Genomic DNA, 25,994 nt, shown 5'->3' with positions numbered 1-25,994 from the left:
GGCTAATAGAATGATAACCGATGTAGCCTATGTAGTATAAAGAGACTTATGAAAGGTTTATACCCCTTATAAAAAAGCTTTGCTATATAAAAATCGCAGACGTTATACGACTCAATATAGCAAAGCAGAACAATATATAATAAAACTATTAACGATATAACAGCGACTCACCAAAGCAATATCAGACATATCGCACAGCTTCCCCACAAACCTACCCTAGAACATTCAAGCAGCAACACCCACCCCACCAGGTTCCCCGGCCTACTTTTTTCTCCATCAGGCGAGCGCCCGTAACGGAGCGTTAAGAAGGGCAGACTGTTTGAGCGTAGCGAGTTTCTGCCCTTTAGCGAAGTGAAGGAAGCGAGTAGGAGAAAAAAGTCAGCCTTGAATTTTTCTTTGCTTCTTTCTTTTGTTTCAAGACAAAAGAAAGATGATTAATTACTTCATGGATCCCCCTACAATATCCAGCAATTCGTTTGTAATCGCCTGCTGACGACTCTTATTGTACTGCTTCGTCAAATCCTGGATCAGCTCGTTTGCGTTGTCCGTAGCCACTTGCATAGCCAACGTACGTGCAGCATGTTCCGAAGCATTGGAGTCAACAGCGGCAGTAAAAATCTTCTGGCTCAATACAGTGGGGATTAAGCTCGCGATTAATTCCTCTGCGTTCGGTTCGATGATATAATCATTGGCAATCTCGTTCTCCTGTACCTCCTCTTTATTCTCTCTGTCCTCTTCACTTACGACGTTCGTCAGATTAATGGGGAGATACGTCTCACGAAGAAGAATCTGTACCCCCATTGATTTGAAGTGATGATAGATTATTTCCACCCGGTCCACTTCGCCTGCTACATACAGATCCATCAGTCGGTGAGCCAGTTCGGCAGCCTCCTGATACGTTGGTTTGTCGGAGAGCGTTGGAGAAACCTCCTGCGGTTTGAAACCCATCCGTTTGGCCGCTTCATCCACCTTCTTGCCTACCGGGAATATCAAGATATTATCCTGTCCTAAAGTACGGAATTCCCCGATAGTCTGCATCATCATTTTGATGACATTGGCGTTGAAAGCACCACAAAGAGAAGTGTTCGAAGAAAAAACAACGATTGCTACACGCTTCACTTCACGCTCCTGCACATAAGGAGATTCGATAGGCAGGTCCGCGCTTAGGAAGTTAGTCAGAATCTTGTTCAACTTCTTTTGATAAGGCAGCATATTCTCAATGGCCCCTTGTGCCTTGTGTAATTTGGCAGAAGCCACCATCTTCATTGCTGAAGTGATTTTTCGGGTACTCTTGACCGAATTTATTCTGGTTTTTACTTCTTTCAGTGAAGCCATAGTGATAATTAAAAATTAATAATTAAAAATTAAAGGGCGATCTGATTTATAAAAAAGCCAATTAGATAAATCAAAAACCATTCAGATTTATTTTAAAGGCCAATCAGATAAATCAATGACCGATTAGATAAATTGTTTAGTGACCATGGCGGCAGTCTCTTCGATAGCCTTAATCACATTATCATCAATCACACCCGTTTTCAATACATCCAATACATCCTCCTGATGATTCAGTTGCAGCGATTCGATGAAGCTACGTTCAAAGTCCTGCACCTTATCCAGAGGAACATCGTGGAGCAGTCCGTGTGTACCACAGTAGAGAATAGCAATCTGCTGTTCTACGGGCATCGGGCTGTATTGAGGCTGAATCAACAGCTGGCCGTTCTTACGTCCCTTGTCAATCGTCAATGCGGTAATCGGGTCCATGTCGCTACTGAACTTGGAGAACGCTTCCAGTTCACGATACTGTGCCTGGTCGATCTTCAATGTTCCCGCCACTTTCTTCATAGCCTTAATCTGCGCGTTACCACCTACACGGGATACAGAGATACCGACGTTGATAGCCGGACGCGTACCCTGGTTGAACAAGTCAGTTTCAAGGAATATCTGTCCGTCGGTGATAGAAATCACGTTCGTCGGGATATAAGCCGATACGTCACCAGCCTGCGTTTCGATGATAGGCAATGCCGTGAGCGAACCACCGCCTTTGACAATTCCCTTCAGACTTTCCGGAAGATCGTTCATTTCGCGAGCCACTTCCTCCTGACTGATAATCTTGGCAGCACGTTCCAACAGACGGGAGTGCAGATAGAAGATATCACCCGGATAAGCCTCACGACCTGATGGACGGCGAAGAATCAGAGAAACCTCACGATAAGCTACCGCCTGCTTGGAAAGGTCATCATAAACCACCAACGCATGACGACCGGTATCACGGAAATACTCGCCAATGGCAGCACCCGCAAAAGGAGCGTAATACTGCAATGCAGCCGGATCACCAGCCGTAGCAGCCACCACAATCGTGTAGTCCAGTGCTCCGTACTCACGAAGCGTATTAACGATAGAAGCAACGGTAGAACCCTTCTGACCGATAGCCACATAAATACAATATACAGGATCACCTGCCAGGAAGTTACTGCGCTGGTTGATAATCGTATCAATAGCGATGGCAGTCTTTCCCGTCTGGCGGTCGCCGATAATCAACTCACGCTGTCCGCGACCGATAGGAATCATGGCGTCTACCGCCTTCAATCCCGTCTGCAACGGTTGGTTCACAGGCTGACGGTAGATTACCCCCGGAGCTTTCCGTTCCAATGGCATATCATACAGTTCGCCACCAACCAGCCCCTTGCCGTCGAGCGGTTCGCCCAGCGGGTCGATCACACGTCCCAGCATGTCCTCTCCTACACGGATGGAGGCGATACGTTTGGTACGCTTCACGACGAATCCCTCTTTGATCTTGTCCGTCGGACCCAACAGCACAGCACCCACGTTGTCCTCTTCGAGGTTCATCACGATTGCTTTGATACCATTGTCAAACTCCAGCAATTCATTGGCTTCGGCATTTCGCAATCCATAGATACGCACTACGCCGTCGCTCACCTGGAGCACCGTACCGATTTCGTCAAGTTGCACATTGGCGTTGATTCCTTCGAGCTGCTTGCGCAATATATCAGATACTTCGCTTACTTTTATATTTTCAGACATTATACAATTCTCCTATTCTTATCAATAAATTGTTGTTTCACTCGCTTCAACTGCGTGGCAACGCTTGCATCCAGTCGGTAGTCGTTGACATCAAAGATAAATCCGCCTTCGATCGAAGGATCTATCACCGTTTCGAGTTCCATCTGGGCGTGCAAGATATGCTCTGCTGCGGAACGAATCCGGTTTTCCGTTTCCTTGTTGACGGGAACGGCTGTAATGAGCTTACCCACTCCGATATGCTTCAGCTTCCGGTAGAGATCCAGATACATCAGGCTGATAAATTGCAGATAGCCTTCACGCCTGTTTCGCAGTACCAAAGTGATAAAACGGACAAACTCTCTGGTCGATTTTCCGTCACCGTCGGCAGCCGTGCAGACTAACGCCAACTTTTCCTTCGTTGTGATGACCGGATTATCAAGTGCTTCGCGCAAACCGGGCTGTTCACAAAAACTGTGCGACAGCGTCAGGAACTCCTGATATAACCTGTCCTCCAGACCTTTTTCCTGTGCATATTCAATGATGGCTTTTGCATAACGCATTGAGAGTATTCCGACTTCCATCTTCCTTAGTTCTTATTCGGGGTTAGTACTTCATCCAGCATACGGTCGATCATGCCCATCTGTGCTTCCTTGTCCTCAAGACTCTTGCGGAGCACTTTCTCGGCGATGTCCACAGAAAGCACGGCTACCTGGCGACGGATGTCGCGGATGGCTTCGTCTTTCTCTATCTGGATTTGTTGTTTCACCGCATCCAGTTCTTTTTGTGCGGCAATTTCGGCTTGTTTACGGGCCTCGTGAACAATCTTGTCACGTTCTTCCATTGCTTCCCTCAAGATGCGTCCTTGTTCTTTGTTGGCGGCAGCCACCAATGCGTCGCCTTCCTCTTTCAGTTTAGACAACTGGGCATTAGCCTCTCTCGCCACCTCCAAAGACTGGTCGATATAGGTCTTACGACCCTCCACCATCTTGATGATGACGGGGAAGCCGTATTTCGCCAATATCACGAACACAATCCCGAATGAGAGAAACATCCAGAACAGCAGGCCACTATCAGGTAATAGTAATGACATATCTTTTAATTAGAAATTAAAGACTATAAATTAAAAGCTGGGGTGGGTTCTCCCTTTTAGAGGAAGAACACCAACAGACAAACTACTACCGCCAACAGAGCCACACCTTCAATCAAGGCGGCGGCGATAATCATGTTCATACGGATGTCCCCTGATGCTTCCGGCTGGCGTGCGATTGCCTCCATTGCCGAACTACCAATCTTACCAATACCCAAACCAGCTCCGATTACTGCAAGACCTGCACCGATAGCTGCACCTAATTTACTAACTCCTACTGCTGCTGCAGTGGCTTGTAACAATACTGATAGTAACATAATTTTCAGTTTTAAAATGGTTTATATTTTCTCTTGTTTATTATTTAATCATTCATTCCGCGCGTTTATTCCGTATTCTTTTTATCAACGTTTTCACCGCGTTTCATTTCAATTTTCTTCAGCTTTCACTTTGGCACCTTCCTGTGCCAGACCGATAAACACTGCCGACAACATCGTAAATACGTAAGCCTGGATGAAAGCAACCAACAACTCAAGCGCATTCATAAAGATGTTGAACAATACAGAAGCCACCGTCAGCGTGCCGTTCAGTGCAGGCCCCATGCTTGCCGAGATAAAGATCAGGCAGGTAAGCACCAGCATCGCCATGTGTCCCGCCAGCATATTGGCAAAAAGACGAATCATCAAAGCAAACGGTTTCGTAAAGATTCCGAAGAACTCGATGAATGGCATCATCGGTATAGGCACTTTCAGCCACCAAGGTACATCAGGCCAGAAAATATCCTTCCAGTAATGTTTCGAACCGAAGATATTCACTGCCAGGAATGTGCAGACTGCAAGCACCATAGTGATAGCGATATTTCCCGTCACGTTCGCACCTCCGGGGAAGAACGGAATCAATCCCATCATGTTATTGATAAAGATGAAAAAGAACGCTGTCAGCAGATACGGTGCAAACTTCCGGTAGTTGGGTCCTACACAACTCTTGATAATATCGTCGTTCACCATCATGATGAACATCTCCATGAATCCGATAAATCCTCCCGGCGCTTTCGCTCCTTGCGGACGTTTTCTGTACCAGTGTGACACGCTCAATACGATGATGAGCAACAACACGCTGTTGAACAGCAAAGCAAATGTCACTTTCGTGATGGAAATATCCCACGGGCGGACCTGTTCGCCTGCCGCATTATACTCTACCAGTTTGCCCTCGTACTTACTTCCTTCGGGAGCGATGGAAAGTCCTTCATAAGTCCCTCCATTCTCTTCGAGACGGGAAGAAAGGAACGTGTGCCAACCTGTAGTGCTACTATAAACAATAATAGGTAATGGTATAGTAATGTGCGTGTTACCCCACGTCGTAATATGCCATTCGTAGGAGTCGCCGATATGACCGAACACAATTTCTTTCACATCCACCGTGTTCTCCTGTTCCTCTTTCGGAGTAATCTCGTCCTGCGTCTGTTGTGACACCGCTTCCCCCTCCTGTTCCTGTGCAAGAACCGGCAAGCTGACTGCCGCCATGAGGCAGAACAGAATCAACGGAGCTACTATGTTATGCAACTGTTTCATTTTTCTTCTTATTTTTCTTTTTCCGTTTCTGATTCAACTCAAAAGAGAAGAAGAACCAGGTTTCGAATACCAGATATATCAAATAGAACAAGATAAACGTCAGCAGAAAGGCTCTGGCTTCTTCGCGAACGGCAAGACAATAAATCAATACCAGAATCAGCGAAAGAATCATTTTTATCATCTTCGTTGCCAGATACAACAGTAACATTCTCTGTGGAGCATGCCGACGGCAAGCGTCGAAAGCATAAATGCTAAACAGCCCGAAGAAGTAAAAATAGATCGGAATAAACGGATACCCTCCGAAATAATGCCCCGGCAAAGCGAAGTGTAGAATGACAGCTCCGAGTGCCCCGCTAATTACCGCAAATAAGGTATGCCACCAAATAAAATTCCGTTTAGTTTTACTAATATTCACCATGTTACTGTGTTTTTCTGTAAGATTATAACCTCGTTTTTTTCAATTTTTTAATGCTTAGTCTTTGTGCCGGTGAGGAGTTTCCGTCAGGAAACACAGGCAGAAACCGTACCGTCACTCATTTCGACAAAACCGCCCTGAATATCCATCGTGTGCTCTTCTCCGTCCATCGTCGTGTAACTCAACGTTCCCGCTTTCAACGACGAAACAATGGGCGCATGCCCGGGGAGAATAGAAAACGAACCGATCATTCCCGGCAATGTGACAATCTTCACATTTCCGTCGAATATGCTCTTTTCGGGCGATACTATACTCAAATGCAGTTCTTTCATCATGCTATCTTTTTATTTTTTTGCTGCCTGTTCCAGCAATTTCTTACCTTTCTCTATTGCCTCCTCAATGGTTCCGACATTCAAGAAAGCCTGTTCGGGAAGATAATCCACTTCTCCTTCCAGAATCATCTTGAATCCCTTGATGGTGTCTTCAATACCCACCATCACACCCGGAACGCCTGTAAACTGTTCAGCCACGGCAAACGGTTGTGAAAGGAAACGCTGCACACGGCGGGCGCGGTTCACTACCATCTTGTCTTCTTCCGAGAGTTCTTCCATACCGAGGATGGAGATAATATCTTGTAATTCCTTGTTACGTTGCAGAATTTGTTTCACTTGCTGCGCTACGTCGTAGTGTTCCTGGCCAACAATGTGCGGGTCGAGGATACGTGACGTAGAAGCCAACGGGTCTACCGCCGGATAAATACCCAGCTCCGTAATCTTACGGTCGAGCACGGTAGTTGCGTCCAAGTGGCTGAAAGTTGTTGCAGGAGCCGGGTCGGTCAAGTCATCGGCAGGCACATACACCGCCTGTACGGAGGTGATAGAACCTTTGCGGGTAGACGTGATACGTTCCTGCATCGCACCCATTTCCGTAGCCAACGTGGGCTGGTAACCAACAGCGGAGGGCATACGTCCCAAAAGGGCGGACACTTCCGAACCTGCTTGCGTGAAACGGAAGATATTATCAATAAAGAACAGAATATCGCGTTTCTCACCTTCTTTTCCTGCGTCGCGGAAAGATTCCGCCACCGTCAGTCCGGACAATGCCACAGAGGCACGTGCGCCCGGAGGCTCGTTCATCTGACCGAAAATCAGAGACACTTGCGATTTCTCCAGTTCGTTATAATCCACTTTCGAAAGATCCCAGTGACCTTTCTCCATTCCTTCTTTGAATGCTTCGCCGTAACGGATTACACCGGATTCAATCATTTCGCGCAGCAAGTCGTTACCTTCACGGGTACGTTCACCTACTCCGGCAAATACAGAGAATCCATTATGTTTCTTGGCGATATTATTGATAAGTTCCTGAATCAATACAGTCTTTCCTACACCGGCACCGCCGAACAAACCGATTTTACCACCTTTGGCATACGGTTCGAGCAGGTCGATCACTTTGATACCTGTGAAGAGCACCTCTTGCACAGTAGTCAAATCCTCAAACTTAGGGGGGTCGCGATGAATGGAATATGCACCTTTGCGGTCGAGTCCTTTCATACCGTCGATCGAATCACCGACTACGTTCATCAGTCGTCCTTTAATCTGTTCGCCAATCGGCATCGTGATCGGGCCTCCGGTGGGATACACTTTCATGCCTCTCTGAAGTCCGTCAGTACTGTCCATCGCTACGGTACGCACCGTATTTTCGCCGATATGTTGCTGAACTTCTACAACCAGTATTTTGCCGTTTGGCCTCTTTATCTCCAGTGCGTCGTGGATGCTTGGCAGCACCAATTCTGCATCCGTACCCTCAAAGTACACATCGACCACAGGGCCGATCACCTGCGAGATATGTCCGATAATCTGTGACATAAGCAATCTCTAATTTATTTATATTATTCTTTTCTCTCCTTTTTGACTTTATAATATGAAAGGAATGCACATTTTTCGCGTTTTACCTATTTCATTATTATAATAAACAGTTGAGTTCAGTTTTTGTTCAACTATTTTCTATATCCCATAAACTTCTGTCCTTAGAAATAGTTAAAGAAACAACTGCGCAAATGTAGAAACAATTCCGTGTCGTTGTGCTTCCTTTTTCATAATTTGTCGTTCGATAACACTTATTAGACCTACAATGACTACAGATTGACCAATTCAGGCAAATTTCTGCTACAAATCAATAGCAAAACAAGTTTGGGGGCAATAATCTATCAATAAACTAAATTAACCCATCGAGTTTCCTATCTCTTTGTTAAAAATCAATGGATTAGCAAAAACAAGAAATAGTGGCAAAAACAACTAGTTTTGTGCTCGAACACAGAAAAGTCCGTATTTTCATGTTTTCCTTAAGAAAGTTTAAAGCCATATTTCCTGTTTTTCTCCTATCTATTCTATTCCTTATATATTCCGCATTTTTGCATTAAGATTCACATCCATCTTTATAAAGTTCCCAATTTGCATAAAAGAGCAATATAATAACGCCACATACAATTATTATCTCATTTTTTTGCTGTAATTTTGCACCACTAATATAAAACACTCAAAATGATGAAGAAAATACTGTTACTCGGTTCTGGCGAACTAGGAAAAGAATTTGTAATTTCAGCTCAACGTAAAGGCCAGCACATCATTGCTTGCGACTCCTATGCAGGAGCACCGGCTATGCAAGTGGCCGATGAATTTGAAGTATTCGACATGCTGAACGGTGAAGAGCTGGAACGCGTGGTGAAGAAACACCGCCCGGACATCATCGTTCCGGAGATTGAAGCCATCCGTACAGAACGTTTATACGACTTCGAAAAAGAAGGCATTCAGGTAGTTCCCAGCGCTCGTGCTGTGAACTTCACCATGAACCGTAAAGCCATTCGCGACCTTGCCGCCCAAGAACTCGGACTGAAAACAGCCAAATACTTCTATGCCAAAACTCTGGAAGAACTGAAAGAAGCTGCCGATAAAATCGGTTTCCCTTGTGTCGTTAAACCATTGATGTCTTCTTCCGGCAAAGGACAATCGCTCGTGAAGAGTGCCGACGAACTCGAACATGCCTGGGAATACGGATGCAGCGGCAGTCGTGGCGATATTCGCGAACTTATCATTGAAGAATTTATCAAGTTCGACAGCGAAATCACCCTGCTCACCGTTACCCAAAAGAACGGCCCTACCCTCTTCTGCCCTCCTATCGGACACGTGCAGAAAGGTGGCGACTACCGCGAAAGTTTCCAGCCTGCACACATTGATCCCGCCCATTTGAAAGAAGCGGAAGAGATGGCGGAGAAAGTAACCCGTGCCCTCACAGGTGCAGGACTTTGGGGAGTTGAGTTCTTCCTAAGCCATGATAATGGAGTCTATTTCTCCGAACTCTCTCCTCGTCCGCATGACACAGGTATGGTGACACTGGCGGGCACACAAAACCTGAATGAATTTGAATTGCATCTGCGTGCCGTACTCGGCCTGCCCATTCCCAGCATCAAACAAGAACGGATAGGCGCAAGCGCTGTGATCCTTTCCCCGATTGCCAGCCAGGAACGTCCTCAATATCGCGGACTAGAAGAAGTGACCAAAGAAGAAGATACTTATCTCCGCATTTTCGGCAAACCGTTTACACGTGTCAACCGCCGTATGGGTGTGGTACTTTGTTATGCTCCGCTTGATTCTGATTTGGATGCGTTGCGCGACAAGGCTAAGAGAATTGCAGAGAAAGTAGAAGTTCATTAATACAAGAAATTCAGAGATAAGATGAATAAAATCCGCCAAGTAAACCTGTCTGATATTCCAGCACTGCAAGAGCTATATCAGCATACAGTTCTGACTGTGAACCGAAAAGATTATACAGCCGAAGAAGTAGCAGATTGGGCTTCGTGCGGAGACGATACGTCACACTGGAATGAGCTTTTCGAAGAACAACATTATGTGGTTGCAGAAAACGAAGAAGGCGTGATTGTAGGCTTTGGCTCTGTAAACGATGACGGATATATGCACACGCTGTTCGTTCACAAGGACTTTCAGCATCAAGGTGTCGCAACATCTTTGTATAAGCATCTCGAAGCATATGCACGAGAAAGAGGTGCGAAAAGATTAACATCGGAAGTTAGCATCACGGCAAAACCATTTTTTGAAAAACAAGGTTTTCAGGTCGATGAAGAGCAAAAGCGGAAAGCTAATCAAATGTGTCTCACCAATTATAAGATGAGCAAGCAGTTCTGTTAATCACATCTAATCATTTCTAAGATGAAAACATAGAAGAAAGCTCATTTGCAGATAAAGAAAGTCTTATTTTATATAAGAAAAACTCCAGCTATGGTGACGGATAAAGTTACATTAGTGGAGTTTTTCTTTTTAACTTCATGAAATGAAAACGTCATTTCTTACTCAATAAACGTTTAGCCAAATATTTACGTATTGGTTCATCATACAGCTTCAAACACAGATAAGCAAGAATAATACTCAAAATAAAGACACACAAAGCTACGTGCCAGGTTTCACCTAACGTGTAGAGTTGATTCTCAATCAGCCATGCATAGAACAGATACATCAACGGATAATGTATCACATAAACCGGATAAGATATATCTCCCAAAAACTTACATATCTTTGTCGATTGCTTGTCCGTGGTGGTACCCGACGCTCCTATCCACAGAATGATAGGGAAAGCCACAATCACGCAAAACGCTTCATAAACACCATTCATGCAAAGCGGCTCCAACCCTTCCAGATAAGGAACAGAGAACAGGGCAATCAGCGCAATAGCACATATCCAAAATGCACCTTTCACCTTCATAGGCTTGAAATTGCGCGACATAAGCATACCCAACGAAAAAGGGAAAAGCATACGCAAGGAACCGCCCAAAAAGTTAACCCCATCCAGCGTCCAGCCCACTCCTATGTTTCCATAAGTGGAGACATTAAAAACAGCAAACGCCGCCAACGCTACGCCCAGCAACACCACAAACACCGTCAGTGCCTTGTTGGACAAGCGGCGAATGAACAACGCATACAGGATATTGCCGATATACTCAAAAAACAATGACCAGCAAGGACCATTCAACGGAAACATCTCACCGTTGCCACGAACTTCGTACCCAACACCCGGCATGGCAGGAATGAAGAAGATCGTACAAAGCAGAGACAACATTATCATGGAGATAGCTACGTGCGTCCCGTCCCATTGCACACTCCCCTGAATACAGAACGTGATAGCACCGAGAACGGCACCCATAATGACCATCGGATGAAGACGTATCAATCGGCGTTTAAAGAAATCTTTCATGGTGAGACTTTTACCCCAACGGTCGTCGTAAGCATAACCGATCACAAAACCCGAAAGGATAAAAAAGAAATCCACGGCTAAATATCCGTGATTCAGAGTTTCAATAGCGCTATTACTGGCAAAAGCGAAGCCCTCGAATACGTGATACCATATCACCATAAGAGCCGCCACACCGCGAAGTCCGTCAAGAAGATCATAATGCGCCTTGGTGTCTGAAAAAGCTGAAGCAGAAATGTTCGACATTTGTTTTTCTATTAGTAAGTTAGTATTTTCAGAAGGCAAAGATACGGTTTGCGCTACGAAGTTTCTTTGCTCTAAAGCAAAAAAGCCCTGCTAATCGCTATTTTTTAGCACGTACCCGACTAAGGGTATAGATGGAAATGCCCAGAAAAGCAGCCACATATTTCAGCTTCACTCGGTTTATTAATCCGGGATAGCGACGGTTGAACTGTTCGTAGCGTTCTTTGGGCGAAAGTTGGAGGCGCTCCACAAACATGTGGCTAAGCTCCTTATTCACATTCTGATGCAGGATTCTTCCCCAGTTGGCTATGTCGATATATGTTTCGTAGAGGGCATTCAGCTTGTCGATGTGGATGACGTAGATTTTGCAATCGGAAAGCGTTTCAACGCTTTCTACCGATGGTTGCTGATAGTAGAGCGAATCCATGCCGAACGTGACGTCGCCCTCCTGACTGAACCACGTAGTGGTGTCCTCTCCGTTGTGGTGGAATACAGAACGGGCGATGCCCTCTTCAATGAAATATACCAGGCGGTCTGTGACGCCTGCCTGAACGATACGGGTATCTTTGGGATAATACCTTAATTCCATATTCGCCTGAAGCGCTTGAAGTGCTTCGTCGGAAACCGGATAGATTTGCCTGATTTTACGAATGATATGTTCCATTTGGGGGTAATGGCGTATTGGGGGTTAATGACGTACTTTAGGATATTTATTATTAAAACGGAAACCAAGACCGAGCATCAGATAATTAGGGGTCTGGAAATCCTGAAGATTGTAGCCGATGTGAAGGAATGAACTCCGGGTGACGTTGATCTTCAACGCAAAGACCTGATACAGTCCGCGCAAATCGCCACGCCCCAGCACATTCGTTCCCAAGCCGACACCGATGGTAAAAAACGGCATCACGTATTCTGCCCGTCCGGAAAGTCCGAGCGCAAGCTGATTCTGAATGCCCGGCACGAGAAATTTACGACGGGAGGAACCACTGCCTGCATCGTACTCCACCAGCGCATCTTCAGTGTACACATTAGCACTACCGTCATAAACACCGTCCAGCGAAACTCCGAAACGCAGCTTATAGTTGAGATTGTACATCGGAGCAAAGTTGAATCCCGCTACGGGATAGCTGCCCGGTGATGCAATCTGCTTCTCGCCTACATAGACGCCTTTGCGACGCCACGAGCCGAACAACACAAGGTCATAACTGACGTGTCGCGGAAAACGGGGAACGTAGGGATGAACCAATGATTTAGTGAGGTCGGCTTCTTCCCGGTTGAAGTTGTACACCAGTCCGATTTTCGCTCCGGTGGTGTTGACACCTGCATTGGGAAACTTGGTGTTGCCGTTGGAGAAATGCGTGAAGTCTCCGCCGATGATAAAGTCGAAATAACGGGAAAGCGACCAGTTAAGGTAGATACCCGCATTGAGGTAGGCATTCACCCGTGAGCCTACGGCTCCGTTGTAGGAGTTGTAATCGTTGTCATAAGGTTTCCATCCGGCAGAAATACCGAAATTCCACTCGTAATTGAGCGAAAGGCGGGGATTGAAACGGGCAATGCGTGCACCTTGAAAGACATAGAACGTCATCGGATCACCCAGTTGCTTTTTGTCGCCAAAGGTGGTGAAAGCCAAGCCGAAACCTTGATAAGCTCCGCCATAGATGCGGTCGGCACAGGTGTTGGGACGAAACTTGAAAGAGTATTTCAGATGAGCGGCAAATGAACTCTGGATGGGTTTCCACCGTTCGTTCTCGCCTTGCAGGAAAGGATTGGTGGGGAACACGTATTGCGGCCGCGCCTCTATCCCCAACCGGTGAATGAAATGGTGGGGAACGTAGGGAGCTACAGTGTCGGCTCCGCATTGCGGGAAGCTGTTGTGCCGGAAGCCATGAATTTCTTCCTGCAATCTCCGCACTTCTTCACGAAGTTGGCGGACGTCCTGCTGGAGCTGTTCTACGTCTTGCCGCATTTCCTTCACCTCTTTCTCTTCCTGCCCTACCTCCTGCGCACTAAGCGAAGTGCCGGGGAAAAGCAAAGCGGAACAGATTACGGCGATTTCCCATCTGGGTATCTTTACTCTCATATAATAGTCTGGTTTGTCTTTTCAGAACGGAAGTTACAAATGGAGCTTCTCAATAAACTGTGCCACATGATAGCCGTCCATCAACCCATGATGGCAGGTTACGGAAACGGGCATCATCAGTCTTTCTCCATCACGGAAGTACTTTCCGGTGGAGATTTTGGGAACACTGTCGCCCGAACGCATATTGGTGGGGTGCTTCATGTCGGTGAATGAGAGCCACGGCACTGCCGAATAATGAATGGCATTGGGATGGAAAGTGCCTCCTTTGTTGAGTCCCGTAGTGACTTGCAAACGTTCCATTTCTGCCTTTGCCCGACGGATAAAAACGAGTTCGTCCGGATCGTATTCAAAGGCGGCAAAAGAAAAGGTATGGTCGTCACGGCCTACGGTGGCTTCGGGCAGAAGGCTGTCATAGCACACCACCTTATCGCCTTCGATGCGATAACGGAATTCTTCTACCGCAGCAGCGGCAGTCGTTATCCGGTGGAGGACTAACAGGGAAAAGGATATGCCTTTGGTTTTGGCTTCCTGATATGCGCGCGTACAGTCTACCTGAACGGTCACTCCGAAAAACGGATCGTCAAAAGCACTGAAATGTTCGTAATGTTCTCTTCTGTTCCAAGTAGCAATATCGATGATCTTCTCTATCTGATTCATTCTAAACACTCTTTTTTATTTGAGAAACGCAGATTAACGCAAATTATCGCAGATTTAGCCTATTTCCTTTGCGGTAATCTGCGTTTCTAAATTCAGACTCTTTACTGATGTTGCTCACGCAACAAGTCGTTCACTGTTTTTACCGGGTTGAAAGTGGAAAGTGGCACTTCTACAAAGACGGTATTCCAGTCGCTCATCGCTCCGTTCCACAAGCCGGGAAGTTCGAGAGCTTTCAGGTCTTTGCCGTTCTTCGATTTGTAGGAGATGAAGCCTGTTGCTTTATCTACATACTTCACCAGGTCGAACTTATGTCCTTTATAATCGCGCACGGCGCATACGAGGTCTACCGGATTGAAGTGTGTGCCTTTCTCGAACATTTCTTTCTTTTCCGGATCGTCCATGTCGATCTGTGAGCTTTCGAGGATTTGCAGGGAGATGGTTCCGTCGCTGTTGTAAGCAAGGAACGGGCCGCCACCGGGTTCGCCTACGTTCTTCACCATTCCGCAGACGCGCATCGGGCGGTTGAACTTGTTTTTCAGGTAGATGGCGAGTACGGAATCTTCGAGGTCTTTCGTCTCCGGATTCTTGCAGAAGAGTTTCTTTTGCAGGAATTGAAGCATTTCCATCATCTGGTCGTGGGTGTATTTACCGCTGTCGAGCAGGGTAAGGTATTCGAATACTTGTTCTTGCAAAGTCACGAGCACTCCGGCAATCAGTTTCTTATAAGTAACGGTGTCGGCTTTCAGTCTGTCGGGCACTACGTTGTCGATGTTCTTGATGAAGATAATGTCTGCATCGAGGTCGTTCAGGTTCTCGATCAGTGCGCCGTGGCCACCGGGACGGAACAGCAGTTTGCCGTTGTCACGGAAAGGTTGGTTGTCCATGTCGGCGGCAATCGTGTCGGTACTCGGCTTTTGTTCGGAGAAGGTGATGTAATAGTCTACTCCATAGCGTTTGGAAAATTCGTCTACCTTTTCGGCTACCAGCTTCTTGAAGAGTTCACGGTGTTCGGTAGATACCGTGAAGTGCACGTTTACTTTACCGCTCTTTCCGGCAGCATACAAGGCTCCTTCGGCGAGATGTTCTTCCATCGGCGTGCGTGAACCTTCGGGATACTTATGGAATTTGAGCAGACCTTTCGGTAGTGCGCCGTAATTCAGTCCGGCTGTTTCGAGCAGGGCGGATACCACTGCTTTATAGTTGCCGTCTTCGATCAGTCCGGGAATATCTTTTCCGTCGATACGCTGGCAGGCTACATTCAGGTCATCATAGAAAGCAAAATTCTTGATTCCGTCGAAGAATGTCTGTTCGAACTTGGTAGTTGGCCGGTCATAGTCGGCAGACAGGAACTCGAACAGGTTCTTGAACATACGACTCGCTGCACCGGAGGCGGGCACGAACTTCACAACAGTCTTATCTGTGTTGGTATATGCATCCCAGGCGGCCAAATAAGCCTTCTGTTCTTCTGCATCGGGAGCTAATATTCCCTTTTCGATGGAGGCTGCCGCATCCAGCTTCAAAAAGGGGAAACCCGTCTGGAAGCATGCTAATTGTTCTACAATTTGCTCTTCCGTGATGCCTTTCTTGGCAAGCAACTCTTTGTCCTGTGTCGTTATCATAATATCTAATTTTATTAATTGATGCCCAAAAATACAAAATGTTATTTACTTCTTGCCGAATAACCGGGAAAAAAACTAATTTTACATCGAATTAACAAGATTGAATATGGACGACTTTTTTACATCAGAGGAAAAAAAGGAGCTTTTTTCACTCTACCGGCATTTGTTGCAATCTGCAGGAGATAGCATTTCCTGGAAGGATTGCCTAAAGTTAAAGAGACATCTTATCAAAGCGGCCCAGTGTAACGGTCTGCAACGCAATAACTTCGGGATGAATCCCGTCATCAGAGATTTACAAACGGCAGTGATCGTTGCCGAGGAAATCGGTATGAAAGGTTCGTGCCTGATCGGTATCATGTTGCACGAAATCGTGAAGGGGCATGTATTGTCTATCGACGAGGTGAACGCCGAATATGGGGATGACGTAGCAAGTATCATCAAGGGATTGGTGAAAACGAACGAGCTGTATGCGAAGAGTCCGGCTATCGAGTCGGAAAACTTCCGTAATCTGCTGCTTTCTTTTGCGGAGGATATGCGTGTAATCCTGATTATGATTGCGGATCGTGTGAATGTGATGCGCCAAATCAAGGACACGGGCAACGAGGAGGACCGGCTCAAAGTGGCGAACGAGGCTGCTTACCTGTATGCTCCGCTGGCACATAAGCTGGGATTGTACAAGCTGAAATCGGAACTGGAAGATTTGTCTCTCAAATATACGCAGAAGGAAACGTACTATTTTATCAAGGATAAGCTGAACGAGACGAAGGCGTCCCGCGACAAGTATATCGCTGCTTTTATCGAACCGATCCAGAGGAAGGTGTCGGAAGCAGGATTGAAGTTCGACATCAAGGGGCGTACCAAGTCGATTCATTCGATATGGAACAAGATTCAGAAGCAGAAAACGTCTTTTGAGGGGATTTATGACTTGTTCGCCATCCGTATCATCCTCGATTCGGAGCCGGACCCGGCTAAGGAGAAGCAGGAATGCTGGCAGGTTTATTCGATTGTTACGGATATGTACCAGCCGAACCCGAAGCGTCTGCGCGACTGGCTCTCTATCCCGAAAAGCAATGGTTACGAGTCGTTGCACATCACTGTGATGGGCCCGGAAGGGAAATGGGTGGAAGTGCAGATACGTACCCGCCGCATGGACGAGATCGCGGAACGCGGATTGGCTGCTCACTGGAGATATAAAGGTATCAAGGGTGAAACGGGTCTGGACGAGTGGTTGACTTCTGTGCGGGAGGCGTTGGAGAATGCAGACAACGATTCACTGAAAGTGATGGATCAGTTTAAGATGGATCTCTACGAGGATGAAGTGTTTGTCTTCACGCCCAAGGGGGATTTGTTCAAGCTCGCCAAAGGGGCTACGGTATTGGATTTTGCTTTCCATATCCATAGTAAGTTGGGATGCAAGTGTATCGGCGCGAAAGTGAACGGCAAGAATGTGCAGCTCAAACAGAAACTGAACAGCGGCGACCAAGTGGAGATCATGACTTCAAACACCCAGACGCCGAAGCAGGACTGGCTGAACATCGTGACGACTTCCAAAGCGCGCACCAAGATAAGGCAGGCTCTCAAAGAGATGGTGGCACGCCAGCACGCTTTTGCCAAGGAGACGCTGGAACGGAAATTCAAGAATCGTAAGTTGGAATATGATGAAGCGACCATGATGCGCCTCATCAAGCGTTTGGGCTTCAAGAATGTGACGGAGTTTTATCAGCGGATTGCCGACGGTGGACTGGACGTTAACGAGATTCTGGATAAGTATGTGGAGCAACAGAAGCGGGACAGTGATACGCACGATGAAATTGTGTATCGCAGTGCCGAAGGGTATAACTTGCAGGCTGCGCAACAAGAGGAAACGACGTCTAAGGAAGATGTTCTGGTAATCGATCAGAATCTGAAAGGGTTGGAATTCAAGTTGGCTAAATGTTGTAATCCGATTTACGGGGATGATGTGTTTGGTTTCGTTACGGTAAGCGGTGGTATCAAGATACACCGGGCGGACTGTCCGAATGCCAATCAGATGCGCGAACGTTTCGGTTATCGTATTGTGAAGGCTCGTTGGGCGGGGAAATCGGTAGGTACGCAATATCCTATCACGCTGCGGGTTGTAGGGCATGATGATATTGGTATCGTGACTAATATCACTTCTATTATATCCAAAGAGAATGGTATCACGCTGCGCTCCATCGGTATTGACTCGAACGACGGTTTGTTCTCCGGAACACTGACGGTCATGGTGGGTGATACGGGACGTTTGGAGGCTCTTATCAAGAAATTACGTACTATAAAGGGAGTAAAACAAGTTAGCCGGAATTAATTCCGGCTACTCTCCTATCTTACTTTCTTCTTTATATAATAAGGATAGGTAATCAATGCAAAGAAGAGTAAAGCAATGGATGCTACTATCTGTCCGGTATGTAGCATCTTATCTGTATCCAATTCCATGTAGCAGGCGGTAGCGATTCCCAGGGAAATGCCGATTTCGGTTGCCAGCAGATGGGTGGTGTTGGCTGTTCCGCGTTGGCAATGGTGGGATAGCTTTACGAACATCACCAGAAATTCCGGCAGGATAAAGCCTAAGCCCAGTCCTAAGAGTACGGAGGAAATGCCTATGGAGATGTCTGTATTCAGTAGGGACATGGCTACGATTTCCAATCCGAGTCCTATAATGACCAGTCGCAGTGTTTTCTCTTTCAGGAAAAACAGACGTGCAAAGAACAGGGAAACGATGTATCCGAGGGCTGTTCCTACAAAGAACGGTACGGGGATTCCTGTGTTTCCGAGTACGAAATCGTTTAGGAAAGGGTGTACCATGGGAACCAGCAGTCCCGGAATGAAGGTTATCAGGATCAGATTGATGGCAGGAACCCATCCACGAAGCAATAGGAAGCGGTCGAAGGAATAGAGTTTGGTGACAATCGGCGCACGGAAAGGTACGTAGACTCCTGATAACATGAGGATTCCGACAGCTCCGGTTATGACAGATACAGTGAGCAGGGTTTGGAAGGATTGGCTTTGATAAAGCCATACTCCGAGGATAATGCCTGCGATCATTCCCATACGTGCCATCCAGGAGAAACTGACGTTTCCCGCACTGCGCAGTGTGGAGTTGGTGATGTCGATGGCCAATGTGATGCCGGCTGTTGTGCCTATGCCAAAGGCAAGCCCTTGCACGGTGCCCAACAGAATCAGTTCTGTGAGGTTGGTAACAAAGGCGTATCCGATGGTCGCCACTACCATCAGGGCAGCAGCAAACATACAGACGTACTTACGCTTGTATGCATCTACCAGATAGGCATGGAAAGGACCGATGAGGAACATCCCCAAGGTGAAAAAGAGAAAGATTACTCCTGTCTGTGCAGCCGGCACTCCGAGACGGTCGGCCATCTCTACGGAAAGCACCGGAAATAACACATACAAGGATATAAACAACAGCAAATTAGCTACACATATCCGCATAAAATGAACTGTCCACAATTTAACTGCCATATACTATATTTAATATTGTTCCTTCTCGTTGGGGAAGTAGCAATTCTTCACGTCAGAAACGTAACGGCTGATGGCATCGGTCATCACCGTGTACAAGTCAGCATAACGACGCAAGAAACGCGGACGGAATCCGTTGTTCATGCCAAGCATGTCCTGAATCACCAATACTTGACCGTCTACGTGGCCACCGGCACCGATACCGATAATAGGTATGGTCAGTTCGGATGCTACGCGTTCGGCAAGGGTTGCGGGAATCTTTTCGAGTACAATGGCAAAACAGCCTGCTTCTTCTAATAGATGGGCGTCGCGAATCAGTTTTTCGGCTTCGGCGTCGTCTTTGGCACGCACGGTATAGGTGCCGTATTTATTGATGGATTGAGGCATGAGTCCCAGATGTCCCATTACCGGAATGCCAGCACATACGATGCGTCTCACCGTGTCTATGATTTCTTCACCACCTTCGAGCTTCAAAGCGTCAGCGTGGCTTTCTTTCATGATACGGATGGCAGAAGCAAGTCCTTCCATCTCGTTGCCCTGATAGGATCCGAAAGGCATATCAACCACTACCATCGCACGTTTCACGCCGCGTACCACGGATTTGGCATGATAGATCATTTGGTCGAGTGTGATAGGAAGTGTTGTCACATTACCTGCCATTACATTGGAAGCGGAGTCGCCTACCAGGATTACGTCCATTCCCGCACCGTCTACAATCTGTGCCATTGTGTAATCATAAGCAGTCAGCATAGATATTTTTTCACCTCTCTGTTTCATTTCAACCAGGCGATGAGTAGTCACCTTTCTTGAGTCATCTGATATATAACCAGCCATGTCTTTTTAAATTAAAAATTAATGATTAAAAATTAAAACGACGTCAAGCGCCTTCAAAAATCGCGGCAAAGTTATAACATTTAATTCATAACAGAGAAGGAAATGCAAAAAATCCTTTCAAACACCTCGCTTGGATAGCTGGGGAGGCGGTTGGAAGGATTCTGTGAGGTATAATAAAAGCTCCTTAACAATATAAGGAAGCGATTTATCAAGTGCAATAATGCGTTTCGGATTTATTCTTTCTCTTAACGATGCAGGATCAGGAGCTTGTCGTAGGTCATGCCGGTGAAGTCGTCTATTATATAATGTGCTTTGCCAGTGATGGCTTCACGTGTATTGGTGGTGGCAAGTCCGATCACTGTTGCCCCGGAAGTCATTCCGGCTTGCAGGCCGTGGAAAGAATCTTCAAAGACGTAGGTGTTTTCGGGGGTGGCTTCAAAGATTTCCATCCCGAGCAGGAAGCAGTCGGGAGCCGGTTTGGAACGGGCAAACATCTCTCCGGTCAGGATGCGGTCTACCATTCCTTTAAATTCGGGGTGGGCATTGTAGACGTTAGCCATCTTCTCTTCGTTGGAGCTGGTGACTACGGCTATCTTTGCACCGTTACGGCGAAGATCGGCTATAAAGGCTTCTACTCCGGGGATGTATTCGTAGGACATCTTTTGCTCGTAAACGTAGAGTTCGGCGCTTATTTCAAGCTGGGCTTCGGGTTGGTCCGAGAAATACTTTTCATAGATTTGCAATAATGTCTGTCCCTTAATACGGCGGCCGAAATCTTCTTCATTCAGATATTTCCGTCCCTGCTCGTCCCAGAAGACTGTGTACTGCGTTTCTGTATCCATAATGACACCATCAAAATCGAAGAGTGCCGCAATCGTTTTCGTTGTATTCATATATAAACTTTCTTTTTACCTAAACGTTAAACCTTGTGTATCCGTCGTTGCAAAGTTCCGAATAATCATCGAATCAGGCAAATAATTCGTACCTTTGCAAAGCTAAAAAAAACGTAACATACGTTTTTATCCAACAAAATCTACTAGCGCATGAGCAAGAACGACCCACATATCTTAGGCAAAGAAAGTATCGGCAAATTGCTGTTACAATATTCCATTCCTGCAATTATCGGAATGACGATTACTTCTATCTATAATATTATTGATAGTATCTTCATCGGACATGGTGTAGGCCCAATGGCGATTGCCGGACTAGCCATCAGCTTTCCGCTGATGAATCTGGTGGTGGCTTTCTGTACATTGGTATCGGCGGGCGGTTCTACGCTGGCGTCTATCCGTCTGGGGCAAAAGGACATGAAGGGGGCTACGGAAATCTTGTCACACACGTTGATGCTCTGTATCACTAATTCGTTCTTCTTTGGTATTTTGTCTTTCATCTTCCTGGATGATATATTGGTTTTCTTCGGGGCCAGTAGCGAGACGCTTCCTTATGCGCGGAGCTTTATGCAGGTGATCTTATTGGGTACTCCTATCACTTATACGATGATTGGGTTGAACAACGTGATGCGTGCTACCGGATACCCGAAAAAGGCGATGTTGACTTCGATGGTGACGGTGGTAGCGAACATTATCCTCGCTCCTATCTTTATTTTCCACTTTGAATGGGGAATGAGGGGAGCTGCTACGGCAACGGTGATTTCACAGTTGATCGGTATGGTGTGGGTGGTGAGCCATTTTGTCAAGAAAGACAGTACGGTGCATTTTGAGGGGAATATCTGGAAGATGAAACGGAGGATTGTGGAGAGTATCTTCGCCATCGGTATGTCTCCTTTCCTGATGAATGTGTGTGCGTGTGCCATTGTGATTATCATCAATAACAGTCTGCAAAATTACGGGGGCGATATGGCGATTGGTGCTTATGGGATTATTAACCGTTTGCTGACGCTTTATGTGATGATTGTGTTAGGTCTGACGATGGGTATGCAGCCTATTGTGGGGTATAACTTCGGAGCACAGAAGATAGACCGTGTGAAACAGACATTGCGACTGGGGATTATCTCCGGGGTCGTGATTACCAGTAGCGGGTTTATTATCTGCGAGTTCTTCCCTCATGCCGTATCGGCTCTTTTCACGGATAGCGATGAATTGATTGATTTGGCCGTAGACGGTATCCGGCTGGCTGTATTGATGTTCCCGTTTGTAGGGGCGCAGATTGTGATTGGTAACTTCTTCCAAAGTATCGGGAAGGCTAAAATAAGTATTTTCCTTTCGCTGACGCGACAGTTGCTTTATCTTTTGCCTTGCTTGCTGCTCTTTCCCAACTGGTGGGGATTGGAAGGTATCTGGATTAGTATGCCGGTATCGGATGCATTGGCGTTTATTACGGCGGTTGTCAGTCTGATGATTTACATTAAGAAAGTGTCTAAACAACATCCGGAAACGGTAGCGGAATAAAGCATTAACTGCTTTACTCCGCCTGTTGGTTTTTATTCTTTATTCTGCTTTGATGCTCTTTACGGGGTTTTCATTGGCAACGTGCCAGGCTTTCACTACCACGCAAGCCACGATAACCAATAGTACCAGCAGGGCTATTCCTATAAAAAGTAACAGATCCATATCAATTCGTTCGCTAAACTGTTCCAACCATATTTGGCCTGTAAAATAGGAAGCGGCAGTACCTATCAGCACAGAGATTACGGAGATATTCAGAATGTCGTATATCAATAGTTTCAGGATGCCGGAGGCCTCTGCCCCATTCACTTTGCGTATGGCTATTTCCTTGCTGCGGCGTTGAGTTTCTCCATTCACATAGCCAATCAATCCCGTGATGACAATAAGCAGGATGAAGCAGGACGAAATCCAGACTGCGTTACGGAAACGGTATACGCTCTTATAGCCTTCGCGAATCATGCTGTCTACTGAATTGAAGTTCAGGGCTACATTCGGGAATGTTTTTGCCACACATTCGTTCAAGCGTTTCAGGTTCTCGTCATAGGGTTCTTTTAGACGAACATTGATGGTGTGATTGGCCGATTCTTTATCGGCAATCAATACGATAGGAGACTGACTGGAATAGAAACTTCTATTACGAATATCATCAAACACTCCCACGATGGTACCTTCTACCCCACTCACTGATTTTCCTACGGCACCATCGGTCCATTTCATCAAACGAACGAGTTCTTTATTTACCAATAGATCGCCTTTTTTCTTGATGGTAGTGCCTTCTGTTATTCTGATTCCCATCACATTCGGATAATCATAGTCGCACATATTGAAATTAAGGGTGGCAATGCGTTTGCCGTCGTTACCAATCAATCCACGTGTCCAATATTCTCCCAGTACGCTGTGTGTGGATGCCGATACCCCGTCCACCATCGGTTGGCGGAGCAACTCGTCTTTTACATGTTCTACTGTTTCGCCGGACATCCAGGTTTCGGCTTCTACCAGTCCCGGAATCTTGATTCCCATATCTCCATTCATCAGGTGAGAATATTGTAACAGGGTAACCAGCAATAATCCGAGTACAAAGGAGGTACCCGTGAACTGGACAAATAGTAATGAACGTTTCCATCCTCTTTTTCCATCCGTATAGTGCCGGAATACCTGCGTGACGGGAATACGTGAGAACAGTTTTCCCGGTATGCCTCCTGCCAGGAGGAAAAGGACTACTACAGTGAGCAAGGGTATCCAAATGATGTCCCAGGCAAACAGTGAGGCAAGGCTGGTTCCCAACAGGTCTTCGATCAATTCGCCCATGTTGATTATCAACAGGAAGCTAAACAGGACGGATAGTAGAACCAATACTCCGGTTTCTGCCAGAAACATGCCAAAGATGTTTCCGGAACTGGCTCCACTGCATTTATGCACTCCTACGCTTTTTGCACGACGACTGATAGTGGCTATTGAAATCAACATATAATTCATGATGGCTACAAAAAACACTGAAAAGCCGAGGAAGCCGAATATCATCAAACGTTTCTGGGTATCGGCAGAATCCAGATGGCGTTTCGAAAGAGGAACAACGCTGTATTCCAACTTCCAGTCATCCCATTGCAAGGGGCTGTATTTTGCCATTACTTGTTGAATTTTGCTGTTCACCTTGTCTATATCCGACGCATGACGCAAGCGTGCAAAGGCATAAAAGATATCATTCCCATTCCAACCGTTACCACTCGCATAGCGACCATCGCGGTGGATGGTAATCACAAAGTCACGGGAGAGCATCGAATTTTCGGGTATGTCTTTATAGACGCCGCGAATTGTGAGCTCCAACTGCTTGTCGGCCGAAAGGGTTTTCCCAATAGGGTCTGCGCTACCGAATGTTTCACGGGCAAAATGTTCTGATACAAATATGCTATTCGAGATGATGAGATCTTTCGCGTTCCCTTTTAGTACGGGTATACCCATCGTTTCAAAGAAACAGGTGTCGACCATCATGTAATTTGCTTTTGACAGCAGTTTGTCTTCCTTATAAATATGATAAAACTGGGAAGGAAGTACACAGGTGGCTGATTCTATTTCTTCAGGCATATCCTGCGCCAAGGTAAAAGCTACCGGATCACAGACGGTATAGTCATAATTCATTCCGTCATCACCCTGCACTTCGCCGGTCGTCATATTCTGTGCCGCTATTCTCGCCATTATCAGATTCTCCGCTTCCGGGTAACATTTCTCATAGCTCATCTCAAAAGCTATTTGCGAGAAAAGCAAGATGCCAACTGTTAGTCCTAAAGAAAGGGAGAGCACTCTTACGATATTCAAAGTACGCTCATGCAGTAATGTACGTATGCTATAATAGATTTGTCTCATACTTGCTTCTGATCTGGTTTATGCTATCACACTGGCTACCAGGCTGCCGTCGAACAAATGAACTGTACGATGGGCAAAGGATGCGTCGTGTTGTGAGTGTGTCACCATGATGATGGTTGTTCCTTCTTTATTCAGTTCGGTCAACAGGTTCATCACTTCTGCCCCATTCTTTGAGTCGAGGTTACCGGTCGGCTCATCGGCGAGAATCAGTTTCGGGTTGGTCACTACGGCACGGGCAATGGCGACACGTTGTTGCTGACCACCGGAAAGTTGTTGCGGAAAGTGTTTGGCACGATGGCTGATGTTCATCCGTTTCAGAATGTCTTCTACCATGCGGCGGCGTTCGGATGCTTTAAAGCCCAGGTATGTCAGAGGAAGTTCTACATTCTCGTAAACATTCAGCTCGTCGATCAGGTTAAAGCTCTGGAATACGAATCCGAGTTTGCCCTTACGCACATGGGTACGTTCTTTCTCTTTCAATCCGCCCACTTCTTCACCCATCAAGCGGTAGGAACCTTCGGTGGGGTTATCGAGCAAACCCAGAATATTCAACAAAGTGGATTTACCACAACCGGAGGGGCCCATAATGGCTACAAACTCTCCCTCTTTTACTTCAAGGTTTACGTGATTCAAGGCAACTGTCTCTACTTCGGAAGTACGGAATACTTTACTGATGTTGTTTATTTCAATCATACTCTTTTTATTTATGTTTTTAATTATTCACTTTTAAGGCTATTCACCGGATTTTCATTGGCAATCCGCCACGATTTCCAAAGTACGCAGGCTACGATAACGAGAAGATTTACAATCGCTATCAGTACATACGCCGCCCAACTGACAGGCACGTGCTCGGCAAACATATCCATCCACATATCATTGACGTACCATGATGCCGCTACACCTGTCTCTTATACACATCTGACGCTGCCGACGATACTCCTTGTGTA

At 46.3% G+C, this 25,994-nt stretch carries 23 protein-coding genes and 1 pseudogene; 4 read left to right on the top strand and 20 right to left on the bottom strand.

Features of this window, described 5'->3' with window-relative positions:
• Window positions 1-438: 438 nt before the first annotated feature.
• The 9 genes from KQP79_RS21735 to atpD all read right to left on the bottom strand — a co-directional run bounded on the left by KQP79_RS21735 (window position 439) and on the right by atpD (window position 7,956).
• Window positions 439-1,335, bottom strand: a complete 897-nt coding sequence (locus KQP79_RS21735) for a F0F1 ATP synthase subunit gamma (protein ID WP_004308865.1) — start codon at window positions 1,333-1,335, stop codon at window positions 439-441.
• Between the two features lie 123 nt (window positions 1,336-1,458).
• Window positions 1,459-3,042 carry a F0F1 ATP synthase subunit alpha gene (gene atpA / locus KQP79_RS21730; protein ID WP_004308864.1) on the bottom strand — a complete coding sequence of 528 codons (1,584 nt, stop codon included), beginning with the start codon at window positions 3,040-3,042 and terminating at the stop codon, window positions 1,459-1,461.
• Complete coding sequence (locus KQP79_RS21725) at window positions 3,042-3,602, bottom strand: F0F1 ATP synthase subunit delta (protein ID WP_004295760.1); 561 nt, start codon at window positions 3,600-3,602, stop codon at window positions 3,042-3,044. Before KQP79_RS21725 ends, atpA begins: the two co-directional genes overlap by 1 nt.
• A 5-nt stretch (window positions 3,603-3,607) precedes the next feature.
• Window positions 3,608-4,111, bottom strand: coding sequence for a F0F1 ATP synthase subunit B (atpF, locus tag KQP79_RS21720; RefSeq protein ID WP_004295759.1), 504 nt, complete (start codon window positions 4,109-4,111; stop codon window positions 3,608-3,610).
• Between the two features lie 56 nt (window positions 4,112-4,167).
• Window positions 4,168-4,425, bottom strand: coding sequence for an ATP synthase F0 subunit C (gene atpE, locus KQP79_RS21715; RefSeq protein WP_004308863.1), 258 nt, complete (start codon window positions 4,423-4,425; stop codon window positions 4,168-4,170).
• Between the two features lie 108 nt (window positions 4,426-4,533).
• A complete protein-coding gene (gene atpB / locus KQP79_RS21710) occupies window positions 4,534-5,676 on the bottom strand; it encodes a F0F1 ATP synthase subunit A (protein WP_004303465.1) in 1,143 nt (380 codons plus the stop codon).
• Window positions 5,660-6,094, bottom strand: coding sequence for a hypothetical protein (locus KQP79_RS21705; protein WP_004303466.1), 435 nt, complete (start codon window positions 6,092-6,094; stop codon window positions 5,660-5,662). Before KQP79_RS21705 ends, atpB begins: the two co-directional genes overlap by 17 nt.
• A gap of 83 nt (window positions 6,095-6,177) precedes the next feature.
• Complete coding sequence (gene atpC, locus KQP79_RS21700; protein WP_004303467.1) at window positions 6,178-6,423, bottom strand: ATP synthase F1 subunit epsilon; 246 nt, start codon at window positions 6,421-6,423, stop codon at window positions 6,178-6,180.
• A gap of 12 nt (window positions 6,424-6,435) precedes the next feature.
• Entirely contained in the window at window positions 6,436-7,956 is a 1,521-nt protein-coding gene (atpD, locus tag KQP79_RS21695) for a F0F1 ATP synthase subunit beta (protein ID WP_004295754.1), read from the bottom strand.
• Window positions 7,957-8,634: 678 nt separating this feature from the next.
• Here atpD and purT point away from each other — a divergent pair.
• Both purT and KQP79_RS21685 read left to right on the top strand, forming a co-directional pair.
• Complete coding sequence (gene purT, locus KQP79_RS21690) at window positions 8,635-9,801, top strand: formate-dependent phosphoribosylglycinamide formyltransferase (RefSeq protein ID WP_061448193.1); 1,167 nt, start codon at window positions 8,635-8,637, stop codon at window positions 9,799-9,801.
• 21 nt (window positions 9,802-9,822) lie between these two features.
• Window positions 9,823-10,293 (top strand): GNAT family N-acetyltransferase, encoded by a 471-nt coding sequence (locus KQP79_RS21685; RefSeq protein WP_004308860.1) that lies wholly within the window; start codon window positions 9,823-9,825, stop codon window positions 10,291-10,293.
• Between the two features lie 151 nt (window positions 10,294-10,444).
• Here the strand turns inward: KQP79_RS21685 and KQP79_RS21680 are convergent, their stop codons facing one another.
• The 5 genes from KQP79_RS21680 to KQP79_RS21660 form a co-directional block, all read right to left on the bottom strand.
• Window positions 10,445-11,596, bottom strand: a complete 1,152-nt coding sequence (locus tag KQP79_RS21680; protein ID WP_004308859.1) for an acyltransferase family protein — start codon at window positions 11,594-11,596, stop codon at window positions 10,445-10,447.
• Between the two features lie 97 nt (window positions 11,597-11,693).
• Window positions 11,694-12,257 (bottom strand): Crp/Fnr family transcriptional regulator, encoded by a 564-nt coding sequence (locus KQP79_RS21675; RefSeq protein WP_004308858.1) that lies wholly within the window; start codon window positions 12,255-12,257, stop codon window positions 11,694-11,696.
• 24 nt (window positions 12,258-12,281) lie between these two features.
• Window positions 12,282-13,676, bottom strand: a complete 1,395-nt coding sequence (locus KQP79_RS21670) for an acyloxyacyl hydrolase (protein WP_004295748.1) — start codon at window positions 13,674-13,676, stop codon at window positions 12,282-12,284.
• A 33-nt stretch (window positions 13,677-13,709) separates the two neighbouring features.
• On the bottom strand, window positions 13,710-14,333 hold the full coding sequence (locus KQP79_RS21665) for a chloramphenicol acetyltransferase (RefSeq protein ID WP_004295747.1): 624 nt from the start codon (window positions 14,331-14,333) through the stop codon (window positions 13,710-13,712).
• 101 nt (window positions 14,334-14,434) lie between these two features.
• Window positions 14,435-15,952 (bottom strand): DUF4301 family protein, encoded by a 1,518-nt coding sequence (locus KQP79_RS21660; protein ID WP_004295746.1) that lies wholly within the window; start codon window positions 15,950-15,952, stop codon window positions 14,435-14,437.
• A gap of 106 nt (window positions 15,953-16,058) precedes the next feature.
• Between KQP79_RS21660 and KQP79_RS21655 the strand changes: the two genes are divergently transcribed.
• On the top strand, window positions 16,059-18,278 hold the full coding sequence (locus KQP79_RS21655) for a RelA/SpoT family protein (protein ID WP_004308819.1): 2,220 nt from the start codon (window positions 16,059-16,061) through the stop codon (window positions 18,276-18,278).
• 14 nt (window positions 18,279-18,292) lie between these two features.
• Here the strand turns inward: KQP79_RS21655 and KQP79_RS21650 are convergent, their stop codons facing one another.
• The 3 genes from KQP79_RS21650 to KQP79_RS21640 form a co-directional block, all read right to left on the bottom strand.
• Entirely contained in the window at window positions 18,293-19,450 is a 1,158-nt protein-coding gene (locus tag KQP79_RS21650; RefSeq protein WP_004308817.1) for an MFS transporter, read from the bottom strand.
• A 9-nt stretch (window positions 19,451-19,459) separates the two neighbouring features.
• Complete coding sequence (panB, locus tag KQP79_RS21645) at window positions 19,460-20,281, bottom strand: 3-methyl-2-oxobutanoate hydroxymethyltransferase (protein WP_004295743.1); 822 nt, start codon at window positions 20,279-20,281, stop codon at window positions 19,460-19,462.
• A 245-nt stretch (window positions 20,282-20,526) separates the two neighbouring features.
• Window positions 20,527-21,174 carry an HAD family hydrolase gene (locus KQP79_RS21640; protein WP_004295741.1) on the bottom strand — a complete coding sequence of 216 codons (648 nt, stop codon included), beginning with the start codon at window positions 21,172-21,174 and terminating at the stop codon, window positions 20,527-20,529.
• Window positions 21,175-21,324: 150 nt separating this feature from the next.
• Between KQP79_RS21640 and KQP79_RS21635 the strand changes: the two genes are divergently transcribed.
• Window positions 21,325-22,689, top strand: a complete 1,365-nt coding sequence (locus KQP79_RS21635) for an MATE family efflux transporter (RefSeq protein ID WP_004295740.1) — start codon at window positions 21,325-21,327, stop codon at window positions 22,687-22,689.
• A 39-nt stretch (window positions 22,690-22,728) separates the two neighbouring features.
• Here the strand turns inward: KQP79_RS21635 and KQP79_RS21630 are convergent, their stop codons facing one another.
• The 3 genes and pseudogenes from KQP79_RS21630 to KQP79_RS21620 all read right to left on the bottom strand — a co-directional run.
• Window positions 22,729-25,047 (bottom strand): ABC transporter permease, encoded by a 2,319-nt coding sequence (locus KQP79_RS21630; protein WP_004295739.1) that lies wholly within the window; start codon window positions 25,045-25,047, stop codon window positions 22,729-22,731.
• Window positions 25,048-25,065: 18 nt separating this feature from the next.
• Complete coding sequence (locus KQP79_RS21625) at window positions 25,066-25,740, bottom strand: ABC transporter ATP-binding protein (RefSeq protein ID WP_004295738.1); 675 nt, start codon at window positions 25,738-25,740, stop codon at window positions 25,066-25,068.
• Window positions 25,741-25,763: 23 nt separating this feature from the next.
• Window positions 25,764-25,949, bottom strand: a pseudogene (locus KQP79_RS21620) (hypothetical protein); the annotation flags it as partial.
• Window positions 25,950-25,994 lie beyond the last annotated feature (45 nt).

It is taken from the genome of Bacteroides sp. DH3716P (assembly GCF_025914115.1).
GTDB lineage: Bacteria > Bacteroidota > Bacteroidia > Bacteroidales > Bacteroidaceae > Bacteroides > Bacteroides ovatus.
This window is presented reverse-complemented; position numbering and strand designations above follow the sequence as displayed.